This is a genomic window from Paraburkholderia sp. CNPSo 3281 (assembly GCF_024206515.1).
In the GTDB taxonomy this organism is placed as follows: domain Bacteria; phylum Pseudomonadota; class Gammaproteobacteria; order Burkholderiales; family Burkholderiaceae; genus Paraburkholderia; species Paraburkholderia nodosa.
Genome location: NZ_JAMBPS010000001.1, coordinates 205187 through 221971 on the forward strand (window position 1 = coordinate 205187; position 16785 = coordinate 221971).

The window sequence follows — 16785 nt, forward strand, 5'->3', positions numbered from 1 at the left end:
TATTCTTGACAGCAGAATAAAGACCCTCAACAATCAAGCTGGCACTTTTTTCAACCGCCTTAAATTCGAAAAAATGCCGTTGGTGAGCTTGTGAGGAGGGGGCGATCGCACCGCGATCGTTTAGCTTTTCGAACTGCTCGTGGTAGTGACATGAGTTACAGGGGAAGTTGGTATGGCAACCGGTACGGTCAAGTGGTTCAACGACGCGAAGGGTTTCGGGTTCATTACGCCGGATGAAGGCGGTGAGGACCTGTTCGCTCACTTTTCGGCTATTCAAATGAATGGCTTCAAGACCCTCAAAGAAGGGCAGAAGGTGAGCTTCGAGGTCGTGCAAGGCCCGAAGGGTAAACAGGCATCGAACATTCAGGCAGCAGCCTGATCTGTTCGGTACCCGTACCTTGGAAACCCGGCTTCGGCCGGGTTTCTTTTTGGCGTCATGGTTTTTTAACGTTCGCGTGCTAGCTCACGCGCAACGTGCCCATCATGCCGAGATCCTCGTGCTCGAGGATGTGGCAATGAAACATGCGGTCGCCCGCCTCGTGCTGGACGGTTGCGATATGCACCGTTTCGCCGGGCCGCACGTTCACCGTGTCGCGCCATGCCAGCAGTTCCTCCTCCTTGCGCACGCCGCCGAGCTCGCGCGCCAGCACCTGAAATTGCGTACCGTGCAGATGAAACGGATGATCCATGTCCGTGCCGTTTGCTATCGTCCAGTGCTCGACTTCGCCGCGCCGGCTCGCCAGCGTCACGCGCGCCGGATCGAAGACCGCCCCGTTCACCATGAACTGCATGCCGCGCGGCATGGGCTGCGTGGACGCGCCCGGTGCGTGCATCGCTTTCATGTCCATGGCCTCGCTGAACAGCACGCTTTTTTGCGGAACCGTTAGCGGACCTGAAGAAACGAGCGGCGCAATTTCGCGCAGGCGCGCCGGCAGTGCCGATTGTGTCGCGCTTGCCGGTGCGAAGCCAACGTTCGCCAGGATCAGCGATGGCCCCGCAGGCAAGCTGCCGTGCGTCATCGCCATCTTGTGGCGGTCGTATTGCGCGGCAATCAGCGACGCACGCGAGGCGCCCTGCCCCACGCGCACGATCAGCTCCGCGCGTTCGCCCGGCGCGAGCAAGAGCGAGGTGACGCCCTCGCGCGGCGCGCCCAGCAGCCCGCCGTCGGTCCCCACCTGCGTGAAGGCGCGGCCGTCGTCGAAGGTGAGTTGCAGATAGCGCGCGTTACAGCCGTTCCAGACGCGCCAGCGCTCGTCGCGCACGACCTCGATGTGCGGCTGACGCGAGCCGTTCACGAGCAAGTACTGACCTTCGCGGCCGTTCATCCAGTCCATCATGCCGTTCGCGGGAATGGTGCCGTTTGCCGCAAGCTTCAGGTCGGACACGAACAGATGCCGCTCGGGCCACGCCGCGAGTGGATCGTCGGCGGCGCGCACGACGAAAGGCCCCGCCAGTCCGCGGAACACCTGCTCCGAACTCAGCATGTGCGGATGCGGGTGATACCAGTAGGTGCCCGCGCTCCCCTGCGGCAGCGTGAAGCGATAAACATGCTGCTCGCCCGGCGCGACGGGTTTCGACGGATTGCCGTCCTGGTCGGGCGGCACGGACAGGCCGTGCCAGTGGATCGTCGAAGGCTGGGGCAGCCGGTTCACGAAGGTGATTTCGACGGTGTCGCCCTCGCGTACGTCGATCAATGGACCGATGACCGGGCCGTCGTTTTCGGCCGCTGCGAGCGCATCGTATTGCCAGAAGACGGTTTGCGGCTTTCCGGGCAACAGCGCACGCGCAGCGGGCTGCGCGACGAGCGTCGCGCGAAACTGGCCCGGCTCGCGGCTCTGGTTGGCGAGCGTGCGCAGCGCGGCAAGCGGCGCGCCGGCGGGCAATGCATCGGCAGGCGCGAGCGAGCCTTGCGACTGCATCATGCCGCCCGACATCGACGGCATGTCCGTCATGCCGTGCATGGCGTGCATCGCATCACCCGCACCTTGCGCGAATGCATGGCGCGCGAACAGGGTCGCGGTGGCGGCGCTCAACGCGCCGGATAGAAATGCTCTTCGTTTCATCGATGAAATCCTCATACCTCGTTCATGCCTGGGCACGCGGCGCGCAATAACACGCACGCCGTGCGCGCGGGATTCGTTTCGCTCGCGCAAAGTGCGAGCGGCGTAACTCGCCCGGAGCGAGCGGCCCGGCTCAGGCGATTGGAGGAGGTAAAGGAGGCGCGTGCGTAATGCCGGCGCGCAAGGCTGCGGGAAGCACGATAAGCGTGGAACTAGCACCGCTTTGAGCGTCGAATGCGCTCACGGCGGAAGGCACGCTGCAATGCGCGCAGCAGCCCGCGACGCAGCAACTCGCGCCGCAACCAGAATGCGAGCCGTGACCGCGCGTGCTCGTCCCGTCGCAACGATCGCTGACGACAACGTGCGGCGTGCGTGCAGCGTGCGCCGTCAGTGCATCGTGCTGCGCGTGCTCGCACGCCATCGCGCCACGCATGGAAAGCAGCGCGAGCAGGCAGACGAGAAGGAAGCGATAGACGACTGGCACGTTGAACGAAACCGCGGATGAACTCGATTGACCGTCGTCATGATAGCGCACGGGGTGAGCGAAGTTGGTTAGCCCATCCATTCGTGACGGATTTGCGGCGAGCCGGATAAAAAAAGACCGGCAGATCTTTCGGTCGGCCGGCTTTTTCTACTGGGACAGCGATGAGCCGTCTTGCGCCTACATATTCTCGATCATCACCTGCCCGAAGCCCGAGCACGACACCTGCGTCGCCCCTTCCATCAACCGCGCGAAGTCATAGGTCACGCGCTTCTGCAGAATCGACTTCTCCATCGAGGCAATGATGAGGTTCGCCGCTTCGAACCAGCCGAGATGGCGCAGCATCATTTCCGCCGAAAGAATTTCGGAGCCCGGATTCACATAGTCCTTGCCCGCATACTTGGGGGCCGTGCCGTGAGTCGCCTCGAACATTGCCACGGAGTCCGAAAGATTCGCGCCCGGTGCGATACCAATGCCGCCCACCTGTGCCGCCAGCGCGTCGGAAATGTAATCCCCGTTCAGGTTCAGCGTGGCGATCACGTCGTATTCGGCCGGGCGCAGCAGGATCTGCTGCAGGAAGGCATCGGCGATCACGTCCTTGATCACGACGTCGCCGCCCGTCTTCGGATTCTTGATCTTCATCCACGGGCCGCCGTCTATCAGTTCCGCTGCGAACTCCTTCTGCGCGAGCGCATAACCGTAGTCGCGGAACGCGCCTTCGGTGTACTTCATGATGTTGCCCTTGTGCACGAGCGTGACCGAGCGGCGCTCGTTGTCGATCGCATACTGGATCGCCTTGCGCACGAGACGCTCCGTGCCCTCGCGCGAGACCGGCTTGACGCCGACGCCAGAAGTGTCCGGGAAGCGGATCTTCGCCACGCCCATCTCTTCGCGCAGGAACTTGATGAGCTTCTTCGCGCCTTCGGACTCCGCGGGCCATTCGATGCCCGCATAGATATCTTCCGAGTTCTCGCGGAAAATGACCATGTTGACCTTCTCCGGCGCGCGCACCGGCGAGGGCACGCCCTTGAAGTACTGCACGGGGCGCAGGCACACGTACAGATCGAGCTGCTGGCGCAGCGCGACGTTGAGCGACCGGATGCCGCCGCCAACCGGCGTCGTCAGCGGTCCCTTGATCGACACTACGTATTCCTTCACGACGTCGAGCGTTTCTTCGGGCAGCCACACGTCGGGACCGTAGACCCGGGTTGCCTTTTCGCCCGCGTAGATTTCCATCCAGTGAATCTTGCGCTTGCCGCCATAGGCCTTTTCGACTGCCGCATCGACCACCTTCAGCATGACCGGCGTAATGTCCACGCCCGTGCCATCGCCTTCGATGTACGGGATGATCGGCTGGTCTGAGACGTTGAGCGAAAAGTCCGGATTGACGGTGATCTTTTCACCGCCGGTCGGAACCACGATGTGCTGATACGGCATGATCGACTCCAGTAAGGGCAAGGCTGTTGTAGCGGGTGTGACGCGGCGCTCGGCGCCTCGCGGCGGCGGCGAAGCCTTCTCGCCCGGCGAGAAAAGCATCTCGCCGTTATGGCTTCGCGACAACCGGCGCGGTCGATATTCGCAGCAAGACTGTCCAGAGACACGCGACGCACGGCGCGCAACGTAGCGGAGTAGCGGCATACCGGGCGGCTTGCGTGGCGGCGCGAACGCCCGTCGGCGTGAGGGTCTGGCGGCTATTCTAGCCCACGCCTCGCGCATGCGTGCCGCGCCCTTCACACGAACGCCGGCGCAAGGCAAGCCACTTGCGGTGCTGCAGCGCCACATGGCGAACACGTTCGCGCCGCGCGCGCGACGTCCTCACATGGGTCGCCGTAGCGCTAAGGAGTGATCCGGTTCGCTCCTGTCTTATGTCTTATATAAGATGAAAAAATCGGTGAAACGTAATATGCATTAAGATCTCGGCGCTAGCCAAGTCATCCATTCGTACCCGTCGCCCTGTCATGCGTTTGATCGCCCTCAATAAACCGTTCGGCACGATCTGCCAGTTTTCGCCGCACGAAACCCGTCAGTCTCTCGCGGACTGGGTGAAGGTGCCGGGCGTCTATCCCGCGGGCCGTCTCGACTCCGATAGCGAAGGTCTCCTGCTCCTCACCGACGACGGCGCATTGCAGGCGCGCATTGCCGAACCGAAACGCAAGCTCGTGAAGCGCTATTGGGCGCAAGTGGAAGGTGAACCCGATGCGGAAGCGCTTGCCGTGCTCGAACGCGGCGTCGATCTCGGTGACTTCGTGACGCAGCCGTGTCGAACAAGAATCATTGTTGAGCCCGAAAATTTGTGGCCGCGTAATCCGCCGATTCGTTATCGCGCGTCAATCCCCACCACGTGGGTCGAGCTTGCGATCAGCGAAGGCAAGAACCGCCAGGTGCGACGCATGACCGCGGCAGTGGGCTATCCAACGTTGCGGCTCGTACGCGTCGCGATCGGCGCGCTCGATATTTTTTCGCTTGGTCTTGCGCCCGGCGAAAGCATCGACGTGCCCACCCATGCGCCCTGGCAAACCACGTCTCACAAACACAAGTGATTGTTGCGCAAGCACTTTTCGCGTGCTGATCGATTTTTTTCGAATCACGCGGCACGTCCCTCGCCTTTCTGTTGCGTCTCGTTACGAAGCAAATGAAAAGTTTGCGTCAACCGTCTCGCGAGACCATGCGTTATTCGACGCAGATGCCGCCAGAAGCTATCCGGCATTCAGCCTTCAGGGTCCTCGCAGCAATGTGCGGTCCCGACCGCTGGCAGACGCAGAAATCAAATTTACGTGAATTTGTTGAAAGCGACTGTCAACCGAAAGGTGGATGGCACGTTTACCGACCTGACTCCAAAAACCGGGTCATTTGGTTAATCAACTCAAGCTTGAGGATTCACAACATGAACAAACTGATCGCTGCTCTGGTCGCTGGTCTCTTCGCATCGGCTGCATTCGCACAAGCTTCGGCTCCGGAAGCTGCTTCGGCTGCTCCGGCTGCTGCTGCTTCGGCTGCTCACAAGTCGACGCACAAGAAGGCACACAAGAAGTCGTCGCACAAGAAGGCAGCGAAGGCTGAAGCCGCTTCGGCAGCTTCGGAGTAAGCTTGTTGTAAGACGCATGAAGAAGCGGCACGCGTTGCCGCTCTTCAGCGCGACGAAAGGCAGAGCGCCGCAAGGCGTTCTGCCTTTTTGTTTGGCTGCCTGATTTTTAGCCATTTTTTTGACATGCTCGCTCGCCGCATCACGTCGATGACGTGAACCGCGCCGCGCATTTTGACCCGTTCTGACCTGGTCGCGTAACATGCGCGGATTACCCTACAGCAAGGAGTCTCTCGTGCGATTTTCCCTGCGCTCGTTCTTCGTGCGCTGCGCGCTTGTCGTCGCATTGCCATTGGCCGCTTTCGCGGCGCTCACGTTCACCGCGACGGCCACGTCGAGCATCGCGCAGGCGCAGCAGATGCCGCCGGGCGCCAAGCAGCCGGGCGAATTTCCGCGCGTAAAGCTCACGGCAGGCATGTTCGTGATCGACGCAGCGGTCGCCGCCAACGACGCGGACCGTGAACAAGGCCTCATGTACCGTTCGCAGCTCGGGCCCAATGAAGGCATGCTGTTCGTGTTCGGCGAAAACGCCGTGCACTGCTTCTGGATGAAGAACACGCTGATCCCGCTGTCGATCGCGTTCATTCGCGCCGATGGCACGATCACCGACATCGACGAGATGCAGGCCGAAACGACCAACAACCACTGCCCGCGCAACAACGGCACCTTCGCGCTCGAAATGCCCAAGGGCTGGTTCACGGCGAAGGGCATCAAGCCCGGCATGGTGATTCAGGGACTGCCGCCGCTGCAATAAGCGCGCGGTAACCCAGCGCGCCCCATTCGCGCGCTGCGCGAACAGCGCAAGCCGGCCCCGCACGCACGCGGCGCCGGCTTTTTTTGCGCCCGCCTGCCCGCCGGCGCACCGCCTGACGGCGCTGCGCGGCGCCGTCGCCGCTTCCCGCGCCGCGGCATACGCCCTGCAAAACCGGCGCGCAAGCGCTATCCTATAAACCCCCGCATGGCGCGTGCCACCAAGGCGCGCGCCTGCGGCGCATCGGGCTGCGCGCTGGCCGCGCCGCGTGCCGCCCGGCAGCTTCCATGGCGCGTCATTCCAAGGAGATCACCGTGCCTCGCAAGACCCCCATCGAGCGCTATCGCAACATCGGGATCAGCGCTCACATCGACGCCGGCAAAACCACGACGACCGAGCGCATCCTTTTCTATACCGGCGTGAATCACAAGCTCGGCGAGGTTCACGACGGCGCGGCGACCATGGACTGGATGGAGCAGGAACAGGAACGCGGCATCACGATCACCTCGGCCGCGACCACTGCGTTCTGGAAGGGCATGGCCGGCAATTACCCCGAACACCGCATCAACATCATCGACACCCCGGGGCACGTGGACTTCACGATCGAAGTCGAGCGCTCCATGCGCGTGCTCGACGGCGCGTGCATGGTGTACGACTCCGTGGGCGGCGTGCAGCCGCAGTCGGAAACCGTGTGGCGCCAGGCGAACAAGTACAAGGTGCCGCGCATCGCGTTCGTCAACAAGATGGACCGCGTGGGCGCGGACTTCTTCCGCGTGCAGCGGCAGATCGGCGAGCGTCTGAAGGGCGTGGCCGTGCCTATCCAGATTCCGGTGGGCGCGGAAGATCACTTCCAGGGCGTGGTCGATCTCGTGAAGATGAAGGCGATCGTCTGGGACGACGAGAGCCAGGGCGTGAAGTTCGAGTACGAGGAGATTCCGGCGAATCTCGTCGAACTCGCGCACGAGTGGCGCGGGAAGATGGTCGAAGCCGCCGCCGAGGCCGACGAAACGCTGCTCGAGAAGTATCTTCACGATCACGAAAGCCTGACCGAAGACGAAATCAAGGGCGGCCTGCGCAAGCGCACGATCGCCAACGAGATCGTGCCGATGCTCTGCGGCAGCGCGTTCAAGAACAAGGGCGTGCAGGCCATGCTCGACGCCGTGATCGACTATCTGCCCTCGCCGGTGGACGTGCCCGCGATTCTCGGCCACGACCTCCACGACAAGGAAATCGAGCGCCACCCGAGCGACGACGAGCCGTTCTCCGCGCTCGCCTTCAAGATCATGACCGACCCGTTCGTCGGCCAGTTGATCTTCTTCCGCGTCTATTCGGGCGTGGTGAATTCGGGCGACACGGTGCTCAACGCGACCAAGGACAAGAAGGAGCGCCTGGGCCGTATCCTGCAGATGCACGCGAACGAGCGCAAGGAAATCAAGGAAGTGCGCGCGGGCGACATCGCAGCCGCGGTGGGCCTGAAGGAAGCGACGACGGGCGACACGCTCTGCGATCCGGCGCATGCCATCGTGCTCGAAAGAATGATCTTCCCCGAGCCCGTGATCTCGCAGGCCGTCGAGCCGAAGACTAAGGCCGACCAGGAGAAGATGGGCATCGCGCTCAATCGCCTCGCGCAGGAAGACCCGTCGTTCCGCGTGCAGACCGATGAAGAGTCCGGCCAGACCATCATCTCGGGCATGGGCGAGCTGCACCTCGAAATTCTCGTCGACCGCATGAAGCGCGAGTTCGGCGTGGAGGCGACCGTCGGCAAGCCGCAGGTCGCGTATCGCGAGACCGTGAAGAACAAGGTCGAGGACATCGAAGGCAAGTTCGTCAAACAGTCGGGCGGGCGCGGCCAGTATGGCCATGCCGTCATCACGCTCGAACCGCAGACGCCGGGCAAGGGCTACGAATTCGTCGACGCCATCAAGGGCGGTGTGATCCCGCGCGAGTTTATCCCGGCTGTCGACAAGGGCATTCAGGAAACGCTCAAGGCAGGCGTGCTCGCGGGCTACCCGGTGGTCGACACGAAGGTCACGCTCACATTCGGCTCGTACCACGACGTGGACTCGAACGAAAACGCCTTCCGCATGGCCGGTTCGATGGCCTTCAAGGAAGCGATGCGCAAAGCCAAGCCGATCCTGCTCGAGCCGATGATGGCCGTGGAAGTGGAGACGCCCGAGGACTTCATGGGCAACGTGATGGGCGATCTGTCGAGCCGTCGTGGCATCGTACAGGGCATGGAGGACATCGCGGGCGGCGGCGGCAAGATCGTGCGCGCCGAAGTGCCGCTCTCGGAGATGTTCGGCTACTCCACGTCGCTGCGCTCGCTCACGCAAGGCCGCGCCACCTACACGATGGAGTTCAAGCACTACGCAGAAACGCCGCAGAACGTGGCCGAAGCGGTCATCAACGCGAAGAAGGCGTAAGTCAGGCGACGTGCAGGCGTTGCCGTGCACACGAAAGCCCGTCCCCTTGCGGACGGGCTTTTTTGCATGCGCGCGGCGCAATTTTGACCATGCCACAATGCGGCGATAACGCTGCGACGCCCACAGTCAAGGAGACACGACGATGAGTCACGAACACGACCATGAGCATCCTCATGAACACCCCCGCGACGACGCCCCCATCGACTGGCGCGAGAACGGCGTCAAGGTGATACGCGGCGATCAGCTCGACACGAACACGGCGCAAACGCCCGGCATGAACCGTGCGGCCGCGATCAACGCGGCGCGCGTCGGCGCGCAGAAGATCTGGGCGGGCACGGTGACGATCCATCCGAACGCAAAGACCGGCGCACATCATCACGGCGCGCTGGAAAGCGTGATCTACGTCGTGCGCGGTCACGCGCGCATGCGCTGGGGCGAGCATCTGGAGTTCACGGCCGAGGCAGGCCCGGGCGACTTCATCTTCGTGCCGCCCTACGTACCGCACCAGGAGATCAACGCGAGCACCGACGATCCGCTCGAATGCGTGCTCGTGCGCAGCGACAACGAGGCCGTCGTGGTGAACCTGAACATCGACGCCGTCGAAGCGCCGGAAACCGTGTACTGGGTCGATCCCATCCACCGTCATCCGCACGACCATTGAGCGCCCGGCAGCCCATACCGCCTGCCACGATGCAATGACGCAATGACGACGCCCGCCGCCTCGCTCCGCGCCCGCCTGATCGCGCTCTATGCCGCGCTCATCGCCGCCAATCTCGGCGCGTGGGCGTGGGCGCTGATCGCGTTTCGCCACTATCCGCTGCTGCTCGGCACGGCGGCGCTCGCCTACGGCTTCGGCCTGCGCCACGCGGTGGACGCCGACCATATCGCCGCCATCGACGCCGTCACGCGCAAGCTCATGCAGCAGGGCCAGCGCCCGCTCGGCGTGGGCCTCGCGTTCTCGCTCGGCCATTCGACGGTCGTGATCGTCGCCACGCTCGGCATCGCGCTCGCGGCGCTCTCGCTGCATGGCCGCTTCGAGCAGTTCCACGAGATCGGCTCGACCGTCGGCACGCTCGTTTCGTCGACGTTCCTGCTCGTGCTCGCGGGCGTGAACCTCGTGATCCTGCGCGACGTATGGATGCGTTACCGCCGCGCGCAGCAAGGCGACGACGCAGCGCTCGCCGCCGACACGCCCGCGCCCGCCGGCCTCTTCTCGCGCGCGCTGAGGCCGCTCTTTGCGCTCGTCACGAAAAGCTGGCACCTGTACCCCGTAGGCGTGCTGTTCGGCCTCGGCTTCGACACGGCCACCGAAATCGGCCTGCTCGCCATCGCGGCCGCCGAAGCGGGCAAGGGCCTGCCGATGTATTCGATTCTCGTGTTCCCCGCGCTCTTCACGGCGGGCATGACGCTCGTCGATTCCACCGACAACGTGTTGATGGTCCATGCCTATGGCTGGGCGATGGACGATCCCAGACGCAAGCTCTACTACAACGCGAGCATCACGTTCGTCTCGGCGCTCGTGGCGATCTTGATCGGCGGCGTGGAAGCGCTCGGGCTTCTCGGCGACAAGCTCGGCGCGAGCGGCGGCGTGTGGACCCTCATCGCCGGCCTGAACGAGCGCTTCGGCGAGTTGGGCTACGGCATCGTCGCGGCATTCATCGCCTGCTGGATCGGCTCGGTGCTGTTCCATCGCTGGCGCCGGCCCGCCGCGGCCCGCTAAAGCACTCTCACGACTGCACGGCGCGCCACGCGCGCGCAACCCCGCGAAACCCTACCCTTCGCCTCGTTTGCCGAAAGCGCGTAAACTAGGCCCAGCTATCGCGCTCCCGTAGTATTCGATAGCTCCGTCAATCGTTTCACTTTGCTGCACCCATTCGTCGTCTGCCGTACCGCATGCCGCCGTCGCGCAAGCCCCCGGGCCTCGCGCGTCCCCTGAACGGAAAACGCACGGAAACCCGCACCGATGAAACGACCGCAGTCCCGCCGTCCGCATGACGCGTCCAACCCGTCCCGCCTCGAAGCGCTGCGCCCTCAGGCTGGCGATCACGGCAACCACGCACTCGACGAATTCGCTGCCGGCCGCCTCACGCGCCGCGAGCTGCTGCGCTATGCCAGCGCGGTCGGCCTCACGGCCCTGCCTGGGTTTGCGGGACTCATCGTGCCGCGCGGCGCGCACGCCCAGGGCGCGGGGAAGCCCGGCGACCAGACGATCCGCGTGGCGCACCTGATGCCCGCGGGCGCCGTCGATCCGCTCACCGTGACCGATGCGGGCGCGCTGTGTCTCTTGAACCAGACCGGCGAATTCCTCGCCAACGACGACGCGCAAGGCCATCTGCAACCCGCCCTCGCGCTCTCGTGGCAAGCCAACGCCAAAGCGGACGTCTGGACGTTCAAACTGCGCCCCAACGTGAAATTCCACGACGGCCAGCCGTTCGGCGCGAAGGACGTGGTGGCGACCTTCGATCGCCTCGCCGACCCCGCAACCGGCTCGGCGGCGCTCTCGGTGCTCAAGGGCGTGCTCTCCAAAGGCGGCACGAAGGCCATCGACGATCACACGGTCGAGTTCCACCTCGACGCGCCCAACGGCAACTTCGCCTACTACGTTTCTTCGGACAACTACAACGCCGTGATGCTGCCCGCCAACTATGCGGGCAATTACGAAAAGAGCTTTATCGGCACCGGGCCGTTCAAGCTCGACAAATTCGAAGCACGCCGAGGCGTGAGCTTCGTGCGCAATCCCGACTACTGGGGCGACAAGGCGCTGCCCGCCCGCGTGGAGTTCGCCTTCTACGCCGACGAGCAGGCGCAGTTGCTCGCGCTGCAAGGCCACCAGGCCGACGTGATGGGCACCTTCACCGTGCAGGGCGGCATCGGCATCCTGAACAATCCCGACTTCAAGGTGATCGGCGTGCGCTCTAGCGCGCACCGCCAGATCCACATGCGCAACGACTCGCCCACGTTCAAGGACAAGCGCGTACGCCAGGCGCTCGCGCTTGCGCTCGATCGCGACGTGCTCGTGCGCGGGCTGTTCAAGGGCCGCGCCGTGGTGGGCAACGACAGTCCGTTCGCGCCCATCTTCCCTTCCACGGCGACCGACGTGCCCCAGCGCAAGATCGATGTCGCGAAGGCACGCCAGTTGCTCGCGCAGGCGGGCGTCGCCAACGGCTTCGACGTGACGCTCACCACCGAGAAGTACATGGAGATACCGGACCTTGCCGTGGTCGTGCAGAACGCGGCGAAGGCGGTCGGCATTCGCATCGCGCTCAAGGTGGAAAGCCAGTCGCAGTACTACGGCGCGGGCACGTTCGGCAAATCGGACTGGCTCGACTCGCCGCTCGGCATGACCGACTATGGGCACCGCGGCGTGCCGAACGTGTTTCTCAACGCGCCGCTCACCTCGGGCGGCACGTGGAATGCTGCGCACTTTCGCAACGCGCAGTACGACAAGCTGGTCGCGCAGTTCGCGGCGACGCTCGACGTGGCGGCCCAGAAGCAGGTGGCGAGGCAGATCCAGACGCTGCTGCTCGACGAGACGCCCGTGATCATCCCGTACTTCTACGACCAGTTGATCGCACAGCGCGCCGTGCTTTCGGGCGTGCGCTTCACGGCGCTCGCCCAGCTCTATTTCGACCGCGCGACGCTCGCCGCCTGAACCGGCACGCGAGACTGGCGCACCCGAAACGGAGGTCCGATGGCTACTCCGCTCCCGCCCATACCGAATCCGGCCGGCACCGCGCGCGCATTCGCCCCGCGCGCGGGCGTCGCGCGCTTTCTCGGCCGGCGCGCCGCCTGGGCGGTTTTCACGCTCTGGCTGCTTTCGGTGCTCGTGTTCGCGGGTGGCCAGCTGCTGCCCGGCGACATCGGCCGCGCCGTGCTGGGTCCGCTCGCCGACGCGCGCGCCGTAGCCGCGCTCAATCACGCGCTGGGCGCGGACCGGCCGGTGCTCGACCAGTACGTTTCGTGGATCACCCATGCGCTGCGCGGCGACTTCGGCATGTCGTGGAGCTACAAGCAGCCCGTCGCGCCGTTCGTGGGCGACGCGCTCCTGCAGTCGGCCAGGCTCGGCCTGCTCGCGTTCGTGGTGGTGGTGCCGCTCGGCATTGCGGGCGGCGTATGGGCGGCGCTCCACGAAGGCCGCCTGATCGACCGCGCGATCAGCACGGGCGGCCTGTGCGCGAGCGCCGTGCCGGAGTTCGTCTCGTCGATCGTGCTGATTCTCATCTTCGGCGTGTGGCTGCGCTGGCTGCCCATCGAGGCCACCGCGCCCAGCGGCGCGGGCGTGCTCGAACAATTGCGGCATCTCGTGCTGCCCGTGCTGCCGCTCGTGCTCGTGTTCTTCGGCTATCTCGCGCGCATTGCGCGCGCGGGCACCATCACGGCGCTTGACGCCGACTACACGCGCACCGCGATTCTCAAGGGGCTGCCGAGCCACGTCGTGATCGTGCGGCACGTGCTGCGCAATGCGCTGCTGCCCAGCGTGACGGTGGCAGCCACGCAGCTCGGCTATCTGATCGGCGGGCTCGTCGTGGTCGAATCGCTGTTCCGCTATCCGGGCGTAGGCTCTCTCATCTTCAACGCCGCGAAGGCCAAGGACTTCCCGTTGCTCGAAGCGGGCGTGCTCGCGGTGGGCGCGGTCTACACACTTGCCAATCTGGCCGCCGACGCCCTGCACGCGTTGCTCGACCCGCGCCTGCGCGCGCCGGGAGGCGCATGAACGATATGGCATCCGAAGCTATTTCCCCGGGCGGCGAACCGCCTGATGCGCATCCACCGGGCGAACCTGGCGAAGAGGCGCTTGCCGACACGCGTTTGCGCGACACGCTGCATCTGCTGCTGCGCTCGCCCTCTTTCGTCGCGGGTGCGCTGATCCTCGTATGGTGGATCGTCTGCGCACTCGCGGGCCAGTGGTTCGCGCCGCACGACGCCTATGCGTCCGATCCGCTCAGCTCGCTCCTGCCGCCGGACCATACGCACTGGTGCGGCACCGATCAGCTCGGCCGCGACATCTGCTCGCGCGTGATCGTGGGTGCGCGCGACATTCTCACGATCGCGCCGCTCGCCACGCTCGTCGGCACGCTCGCGGGCGCGGCGCTCGGGCTCGTCACGGGTTATTTCGAAGGCGCATTAGGTACGCTCGTCGCGCGCACGCTCGACGCCGTGCTCGCGCTGCCGCTCGTGATCGTCGCGCTGCTCGTGCTCGCGGCCGTGGGTGCCTCCAATCTCGCCGTGGTGCTCGTGATCGGCATTACGTTTGCGCCGCTCGTCGCGCGCACGGTGCGCGCGGCGGTGCTCGCCGAACGCCATCTCGACTACGTGGCGGCGGCTCGCTTGCGCGGCGCGAATGCATTCGCCGTGATGTTCACCGAAATCTTGCCGAACGTCTGGCCGCCCATCGTCGTCGAGGCGACGGTGCGCCTCGGCTATGCGATCTTCGCGGTGGCGACGCTCTCGTTCCTCGGCTTCGGCATCCAGCCACCGTCCGCCGACTGGGGGCTCGCGCTCGCCGAGTCGTACACGCTGCTCGCGGGCGGCGCATGGTGGACCGTGGCATTCGACGCGCTCGCCATCGCCTCGCTCGTGGTGGCCGTAAACCTGATCGCCGACAGCCTGCGCGAGGTGCTCCAATCGTGAACCGCCCCGTTTCTTCACGCCCCGCTCTCGCCACCTTCAGCGCGCCGCGCGACGACGACGCGCTCGCGCTCGTCGGCCTCACTGTCGCTTACCGCGTGCGCGGGCGCGACCGCGACGTGCTCACCGACGTCTCGCTGCGCATCCGGCGTGGCGAAGCGTATGGTCTCGTAGGCGAATCGGGCTGCGGCAAGTCAACGGTCGCGCTCGCCGCACTGCGCTATCTCCCGCGCAACGGGCGCGCGAAGGCCGGGCGCATCGCGATTGCGGGCGACGATGTGCTCGCGCTTGACGCCGACGGCCTGCGCACGCTGCGCGCCAACGCCGTTTCGATGGTCTATCAGGATCCCGCCAGCGCGCTCAACCCGACGCTCACGATTGCCCGCCAGCTGAACGAAGCGTTCGAAGCCGCGGGCGCCGACGCGAGCGTGGCCCGCTCGCGCTCGCACGCGATGCTCGAACGCGTGCGCATTGCCGATCCGGGCCGCGTGCTGGCGAGCTATCCGCATCAGCTCTCGGGCGGCATGCAGCAGCGCGTCGTGATCGCGATGGCGCTCGCGTCGAACCCCGCGCTCCTGATTCTCGACGAGCCGACCACGGGCCTCGACGCCACCGTCGAGGCCGAGGTGCTCGACCTCATCGCGAAGCTGCGTGCGGAGCTGGGCATGGCGGTGCTGCTCATCAGCCACGACCTCGCGGTGATCGCGCGCATGTGCGAGCGCGTGGGCGTGCTCTACGCGGGACGGCTCGTGGAGGAAGGCGCCACGCGCGACGTGTTCGAGCGGGCGCGCCATCCGTACACGGTCGGCCTGCTGCGCTGCCTGCCGGCGCAGGGCCGCAACAAGCATGCGGGCGCGCTCGACACGATACCGGGCGAGTTGCCGGCGCCTGGCGTCAGTGCGCCCGGCTGCATCTACGCACCGCGCTGTCGCTTAGCCGACGCACGTTGCCGCGTGGAAGCACCCCCGCCGCATCGCATGACGTCGCCGCACGGCGAGCAGATGTCGCGCTGCCACTATCACGAACGCGCGATGGAATTGCCGTTCGGGAATCTGATCGGAGGCGGCGACGGCTCGCAGACCTCGAGCGATGGCCCTTCGAATGGCGAAGCCGAACCGCGCGTCGTATTGCGCGCGCTCGACGTCTCGCGCACCTTCGGACACGGCACGCAAGCCGTGCGCGCACTCGACGGCGTTTCGATCGAGCTGCATGCGGGCGAGACGCTCGGCCTTGTGGGCGAATCGGGCAGCGGCAAGACGACACTCGCGCGCATGCTGCTCGGCCTGCACGCGCCCGATGCGGGCGGCGCCGTCGAGCTCGACGGCAAGCGCCTGCATGCCCACGTCGCGCGGCGCCGTGCCGGCGAGCGCGCGGCGCTGCGCGTCGTGTTCCAGCATCCGGACGCCTCGCTCAATCGCGCGCTGCCCGTGAAACGCCTGATCGAGCGCGCGCTTTCCCGGGCGCGCGACGACGCGTCGACGACTCACCAAGCCTCAGACGAATCGCGCATCGCGGGACTGCTCGAAGCCGTGCGCGTGCCGGCGCGCTATCTCGCGGCGCGCGCGCGGCAACTTTCGGGCGGCCTCAAGCAGCGCGTGGCGATCGCCCAGGCGTTCGCGGGCGAGCCGCGCATCGTGATCTGCGACGAGCCCACCTCGGCACTCGACGTCTCCGTGCAGGCCGCGATTCTCAACCTGCTCGCACGCCTGCAGCGCGAACGCGGCGTGAGCTACCTGTTCATTTCGCACGACCTCGACGTCGTGCGCTATCTCGCCGATCGCATCGTCGTGCTCTACGCGGGCCGCGTCGTGGAGAGTGGACCGGCCGGCGCGGTGTTCGACGGCCCCTGGCATCCGTATACAGAAACGCTGCTGGCCGCGCGTGCGCTCGGCGCGGCAACGGCCAACGGTGCGACGGCCGCGGGGCGCGGCTGCATTTTCAGCGCGCACTGCCCGCGCAAGCTCGGCGCCATTTGCGACGAAGCGCCCCCACCGCTTACCGACGCGGGCGGCGGCCATCGCATTCTCTGCCACATTCCGGTAGACGAATTGCGCGCACAACAGAGCGCCACCACAGACACCCAAGCGGCGACCTGACGGTGCGATGGCGCTCATATCGCCCCCGGCTTCGTTGCGATGTCCGCTTTCGCAACGCGAATCGCGCCATTCAGGGCGCGCGTTTCATCGCCGTAACGTTTTCCACGTTTTTTCTGCCACGCGGGCGACATATCAATTGTCAAGTCCACCCCGCACGCCCCTCCCCAGCCGATGGCACAAAACTGGCTACATCGGCACCAGGCATCCGGCCGCTGCTATCCAGTGCAATCCGCCCCGACACGCGCGGGGCGTCGCACCGGGCAC

General features: G+C 65.4%; 14 protein-coding genes. 12 read left to right on the top strand and 2 right to left on the bottom strand.

Features of this window, described 5'->3' with window-relative positions; genetic code table 11:
* The first annotated feature begins 172 nt into the window (after positions 1-172).
* Positions 173-379 (top strand): cold shock domain-containing protein CspD, encoded by a 207-nt coding sequence (gene cspD / locus M3I56_RS00975; protein WP_017776809.1) that lies wholly within the window; start codon positions 173-175, stop codon positions 377-379.
* A gap of 79 nt (positions 380-458) precedes the next feature.
* On the opposite strand, the gene M3I56_RS00980 is transcribed toward cspD, so the two are convergent.
* Positions 459-2063 (bottom strand): multicopper oxidase family protein, encoded by a 1605-nt coding sequence (locus M3I56_RS00980; RefSeq protein WP_254352098.1) that lies wholly within the window; start codon positions 2061-2063, stop codon positions 459-461.
* Positions 2064-2367: 304 nt separating this feature from the next.
* Here M3I56_RS00980 and M3I56_RS00985 point away from each other — a divergent pair, with 304 nt between their 5' ends.
* Entirely contained in the window at positions 2368-2565 is a 198-nt protein-coding gene (locus M3I56_RS00985) for a hypothetical protein (RefSeq protein WP_254352100.1), read from the top strand.
* A gap of 156 nt (positions 2566-2721) precedes the next feature.
* On the opposite strand, the gene icd is transcribed toward M3I56_RS00985, so the two are convergent.
* Positions 2722-3978 (bottom strand): NADP-dependent isocitrate dehydrogenase, encoded by a 1257-nt coding sequence (icd, locus tag M3I56_RS00990; RefSeq protein WP_254352102.1) that lies wholly within the window; start codon positions 3976-3978, stop codon positions 2722-2724.
* A 521-nt stretch (positions 3979-4499) separates the two neighbouring features.
* Here icd and M3I56_RS00995 point away from each other — a divergent pair.
* The 10 genes from M3I56_RS00995 (at position 4500) to M3I56_RS01040 (ending at position 16521) form a co-directional block, all read left to right on the top strand.
* A complete protein-coding gene (locus M3I56_RS00995) occupies positions 4500-5081 on the top strand; it encodes a pseudouridine synthase (RefSeq protein WP_254352103.1) in 582 nt (193 codons plus the stop codon).
* Between the two features lie 344 nt (positions 5082-5425).
* Positions 5426-5626, top strand: coding sequence for a hypothetical protein (locus M3I56_RS01000; protein WP_028205281.1), 201 nt, complete (start codon positions 5426-5428; stop codon positions 5624-5626).
* 232 nt (positions 5627-5858) lie between these two features.
* A complete protein-coding gene (locus M3I56_RS01005; RefSeq protein ID WP_028205282.1) occupies positions 5859-6377 on the top strand; it encodes a DUF192 domain-containing protein in 519 nt (172 codons plus the stop codon).
* 311 nt (positions 6378-6688) lie between these two features.
* Entirely contained in the window at positions 6689-8797 is a 2109-nt protein-coding gene (gene fusA / locus M3I56_RS01010) for an elongation factor G (protein WP_309249120.1), read from the top strand.
* A gap of 142 nt (positions 8798-8939) precedes the next feature.
* Entirely contained in the window at positions 8940-9458 is a 519-nt protein-coding gene (locus tag M3I56_RS01015; RefSeq protein WP_254352106.1) for a cupin domain-containing protein, read from the top strand.
* A 42-nt stretch (positions 9459-9500) separates the two neighbouring features.
* Complete coding sequence (locus tag M3I56_RS01020; protein WP_254352107.1) at positions 9501-10517, top strand: HoxN/HupN/NixA family nickel/cobalt transporter; 1017 nt, start codon at positions 9501-9503, stop codon at positions 10515-10517.
* Between the two features lie 243 nt (positions 10518-10760).
* Positions 10761-12449, top strand: coding sequence for an ABC transporter substrate-binding protein (locus M3I56_RS01025; RefSeq protein WP_254352109.1), 1689 nt, complete (start codon positions 10761-10763; stop codon positions 12447-12449).
* Positions 12450-12488: 39 nt separating this feature from the next.
* A complete protein-coding gene (locus M3I56_RS01030) occupies positions 12489-13511 on the top strand; it encodes an ABC transporter permease (protein ID WP_254352111.1) in 1023 nt (340 codons plus the stop codon).
* Positions 13512-13516: 5 nt separating this feature from the next.
* Positions 13517-14428, top strand: a complete 912-nt coding sequence (locus M3I56_RS01035) for an ABC transporter permease (RefSeq protein WP_254352113.1) — start codon at positions 13517-13519, stop codon at positions 14426-14428.
* Positions 14425-16521 carry an ABC transporter ATP-binding protein gene (locus M3I56_RS01040; RefSeq protein WP_254352114.1) on the top strand — a complete coding sequence of 699 codons (2097 nt, stop codon included), beginning with the start codon at positions 14425-14427 and terminating at the stop codon, positions 16519-16521. The genes M3I56_RS01035 and M3I56_RS01040 overlap by 4 nt, the downstream gene beginning before the upstream one ends.
* Positions 16522-16785 lie beyond the last annotated feature (264 nt).

Excerpts from the sequence above, each read along its gene's own strand:
- M3I56_RS00980 (WP_254352098.1), bottom strand. The coding sequence starts at position 2,063 with ATGAAACGAAGAGCATTTCTATCCGGCGCGTTGAGCGCCGCCACCGCG.
- M3I56_RS01020 (WP_254352107.1), top strand. The coding sequence starts at position 9,501 with ATGACGACGCCCGCCGCCTCGCTCCGCGCCCGCCTGATCGCGCTCTAT.
- M3I56_RS00995 (WP_254352103.1), top strand. The coding sequence starts at position 4,500 with ATGCGTTTGATCGCCCTCAATAAACCGTTCGGCACGATCTGCCAGTTT.
- M3I56_RS00985 (WP_254352100.1), top strand. The coding sequence starts at position 2,368 with ATGCGAGCCGTGACCGCGCGTGCTCGTCCCGTCGCAACGATCGCTGAC.
- M3I56_RS01015 (WP_254352106.1), top strand. The coding sequence starts at position 8,940 with ATGAGTCACGAACACGACCATGAGCATCCTCATGAACACCCCCGCGAC.
- icd (WP_254352102.1), bottom strand. The coding sequence starts at position 3,978 with ATGCCGTATCAGCACATCGTGGTTCCGACCGGCGGTGAAAAGATCACC.
- cspD (WP_017776809.1), top strand. The coding sequence starts at position 173 with ATGGCAACCGGTACGGTCAAGTGGTTCAACGACGCGAAGGGTTTCGGG.
- M3I56_RS01035 (WP_254352113.1), top strand. The coding sequence starts at position 13,517 with ATGGCATCCGAAGCTATTTCCCCGGGCGGCGAACCGCCTGATGCGCAT.
- M3I56_RS01025 (WP_254352109.1), top strand. The coding sequence starts at position 10,761 with ATGAAACGACCGCAGTCCCGCCGTCCGCATGACGCGTCCAACCCGTCC.
- M3I56_RS01000 (WP_028205281.1), top strand. The coding sequence starts at position 5,426 with ATGAACAAACTGATCGCTGCTCTGGTCGCTGGTCTCTTCGCATCGGCT.
- M3I56_RS01030 (WP_254352111.1), top strand. The coding sequence starts at position 12,489 with ATGGCTACTCCGCTCCCGCCCATACCGAATCCGGCCGGCACCGCGCGC.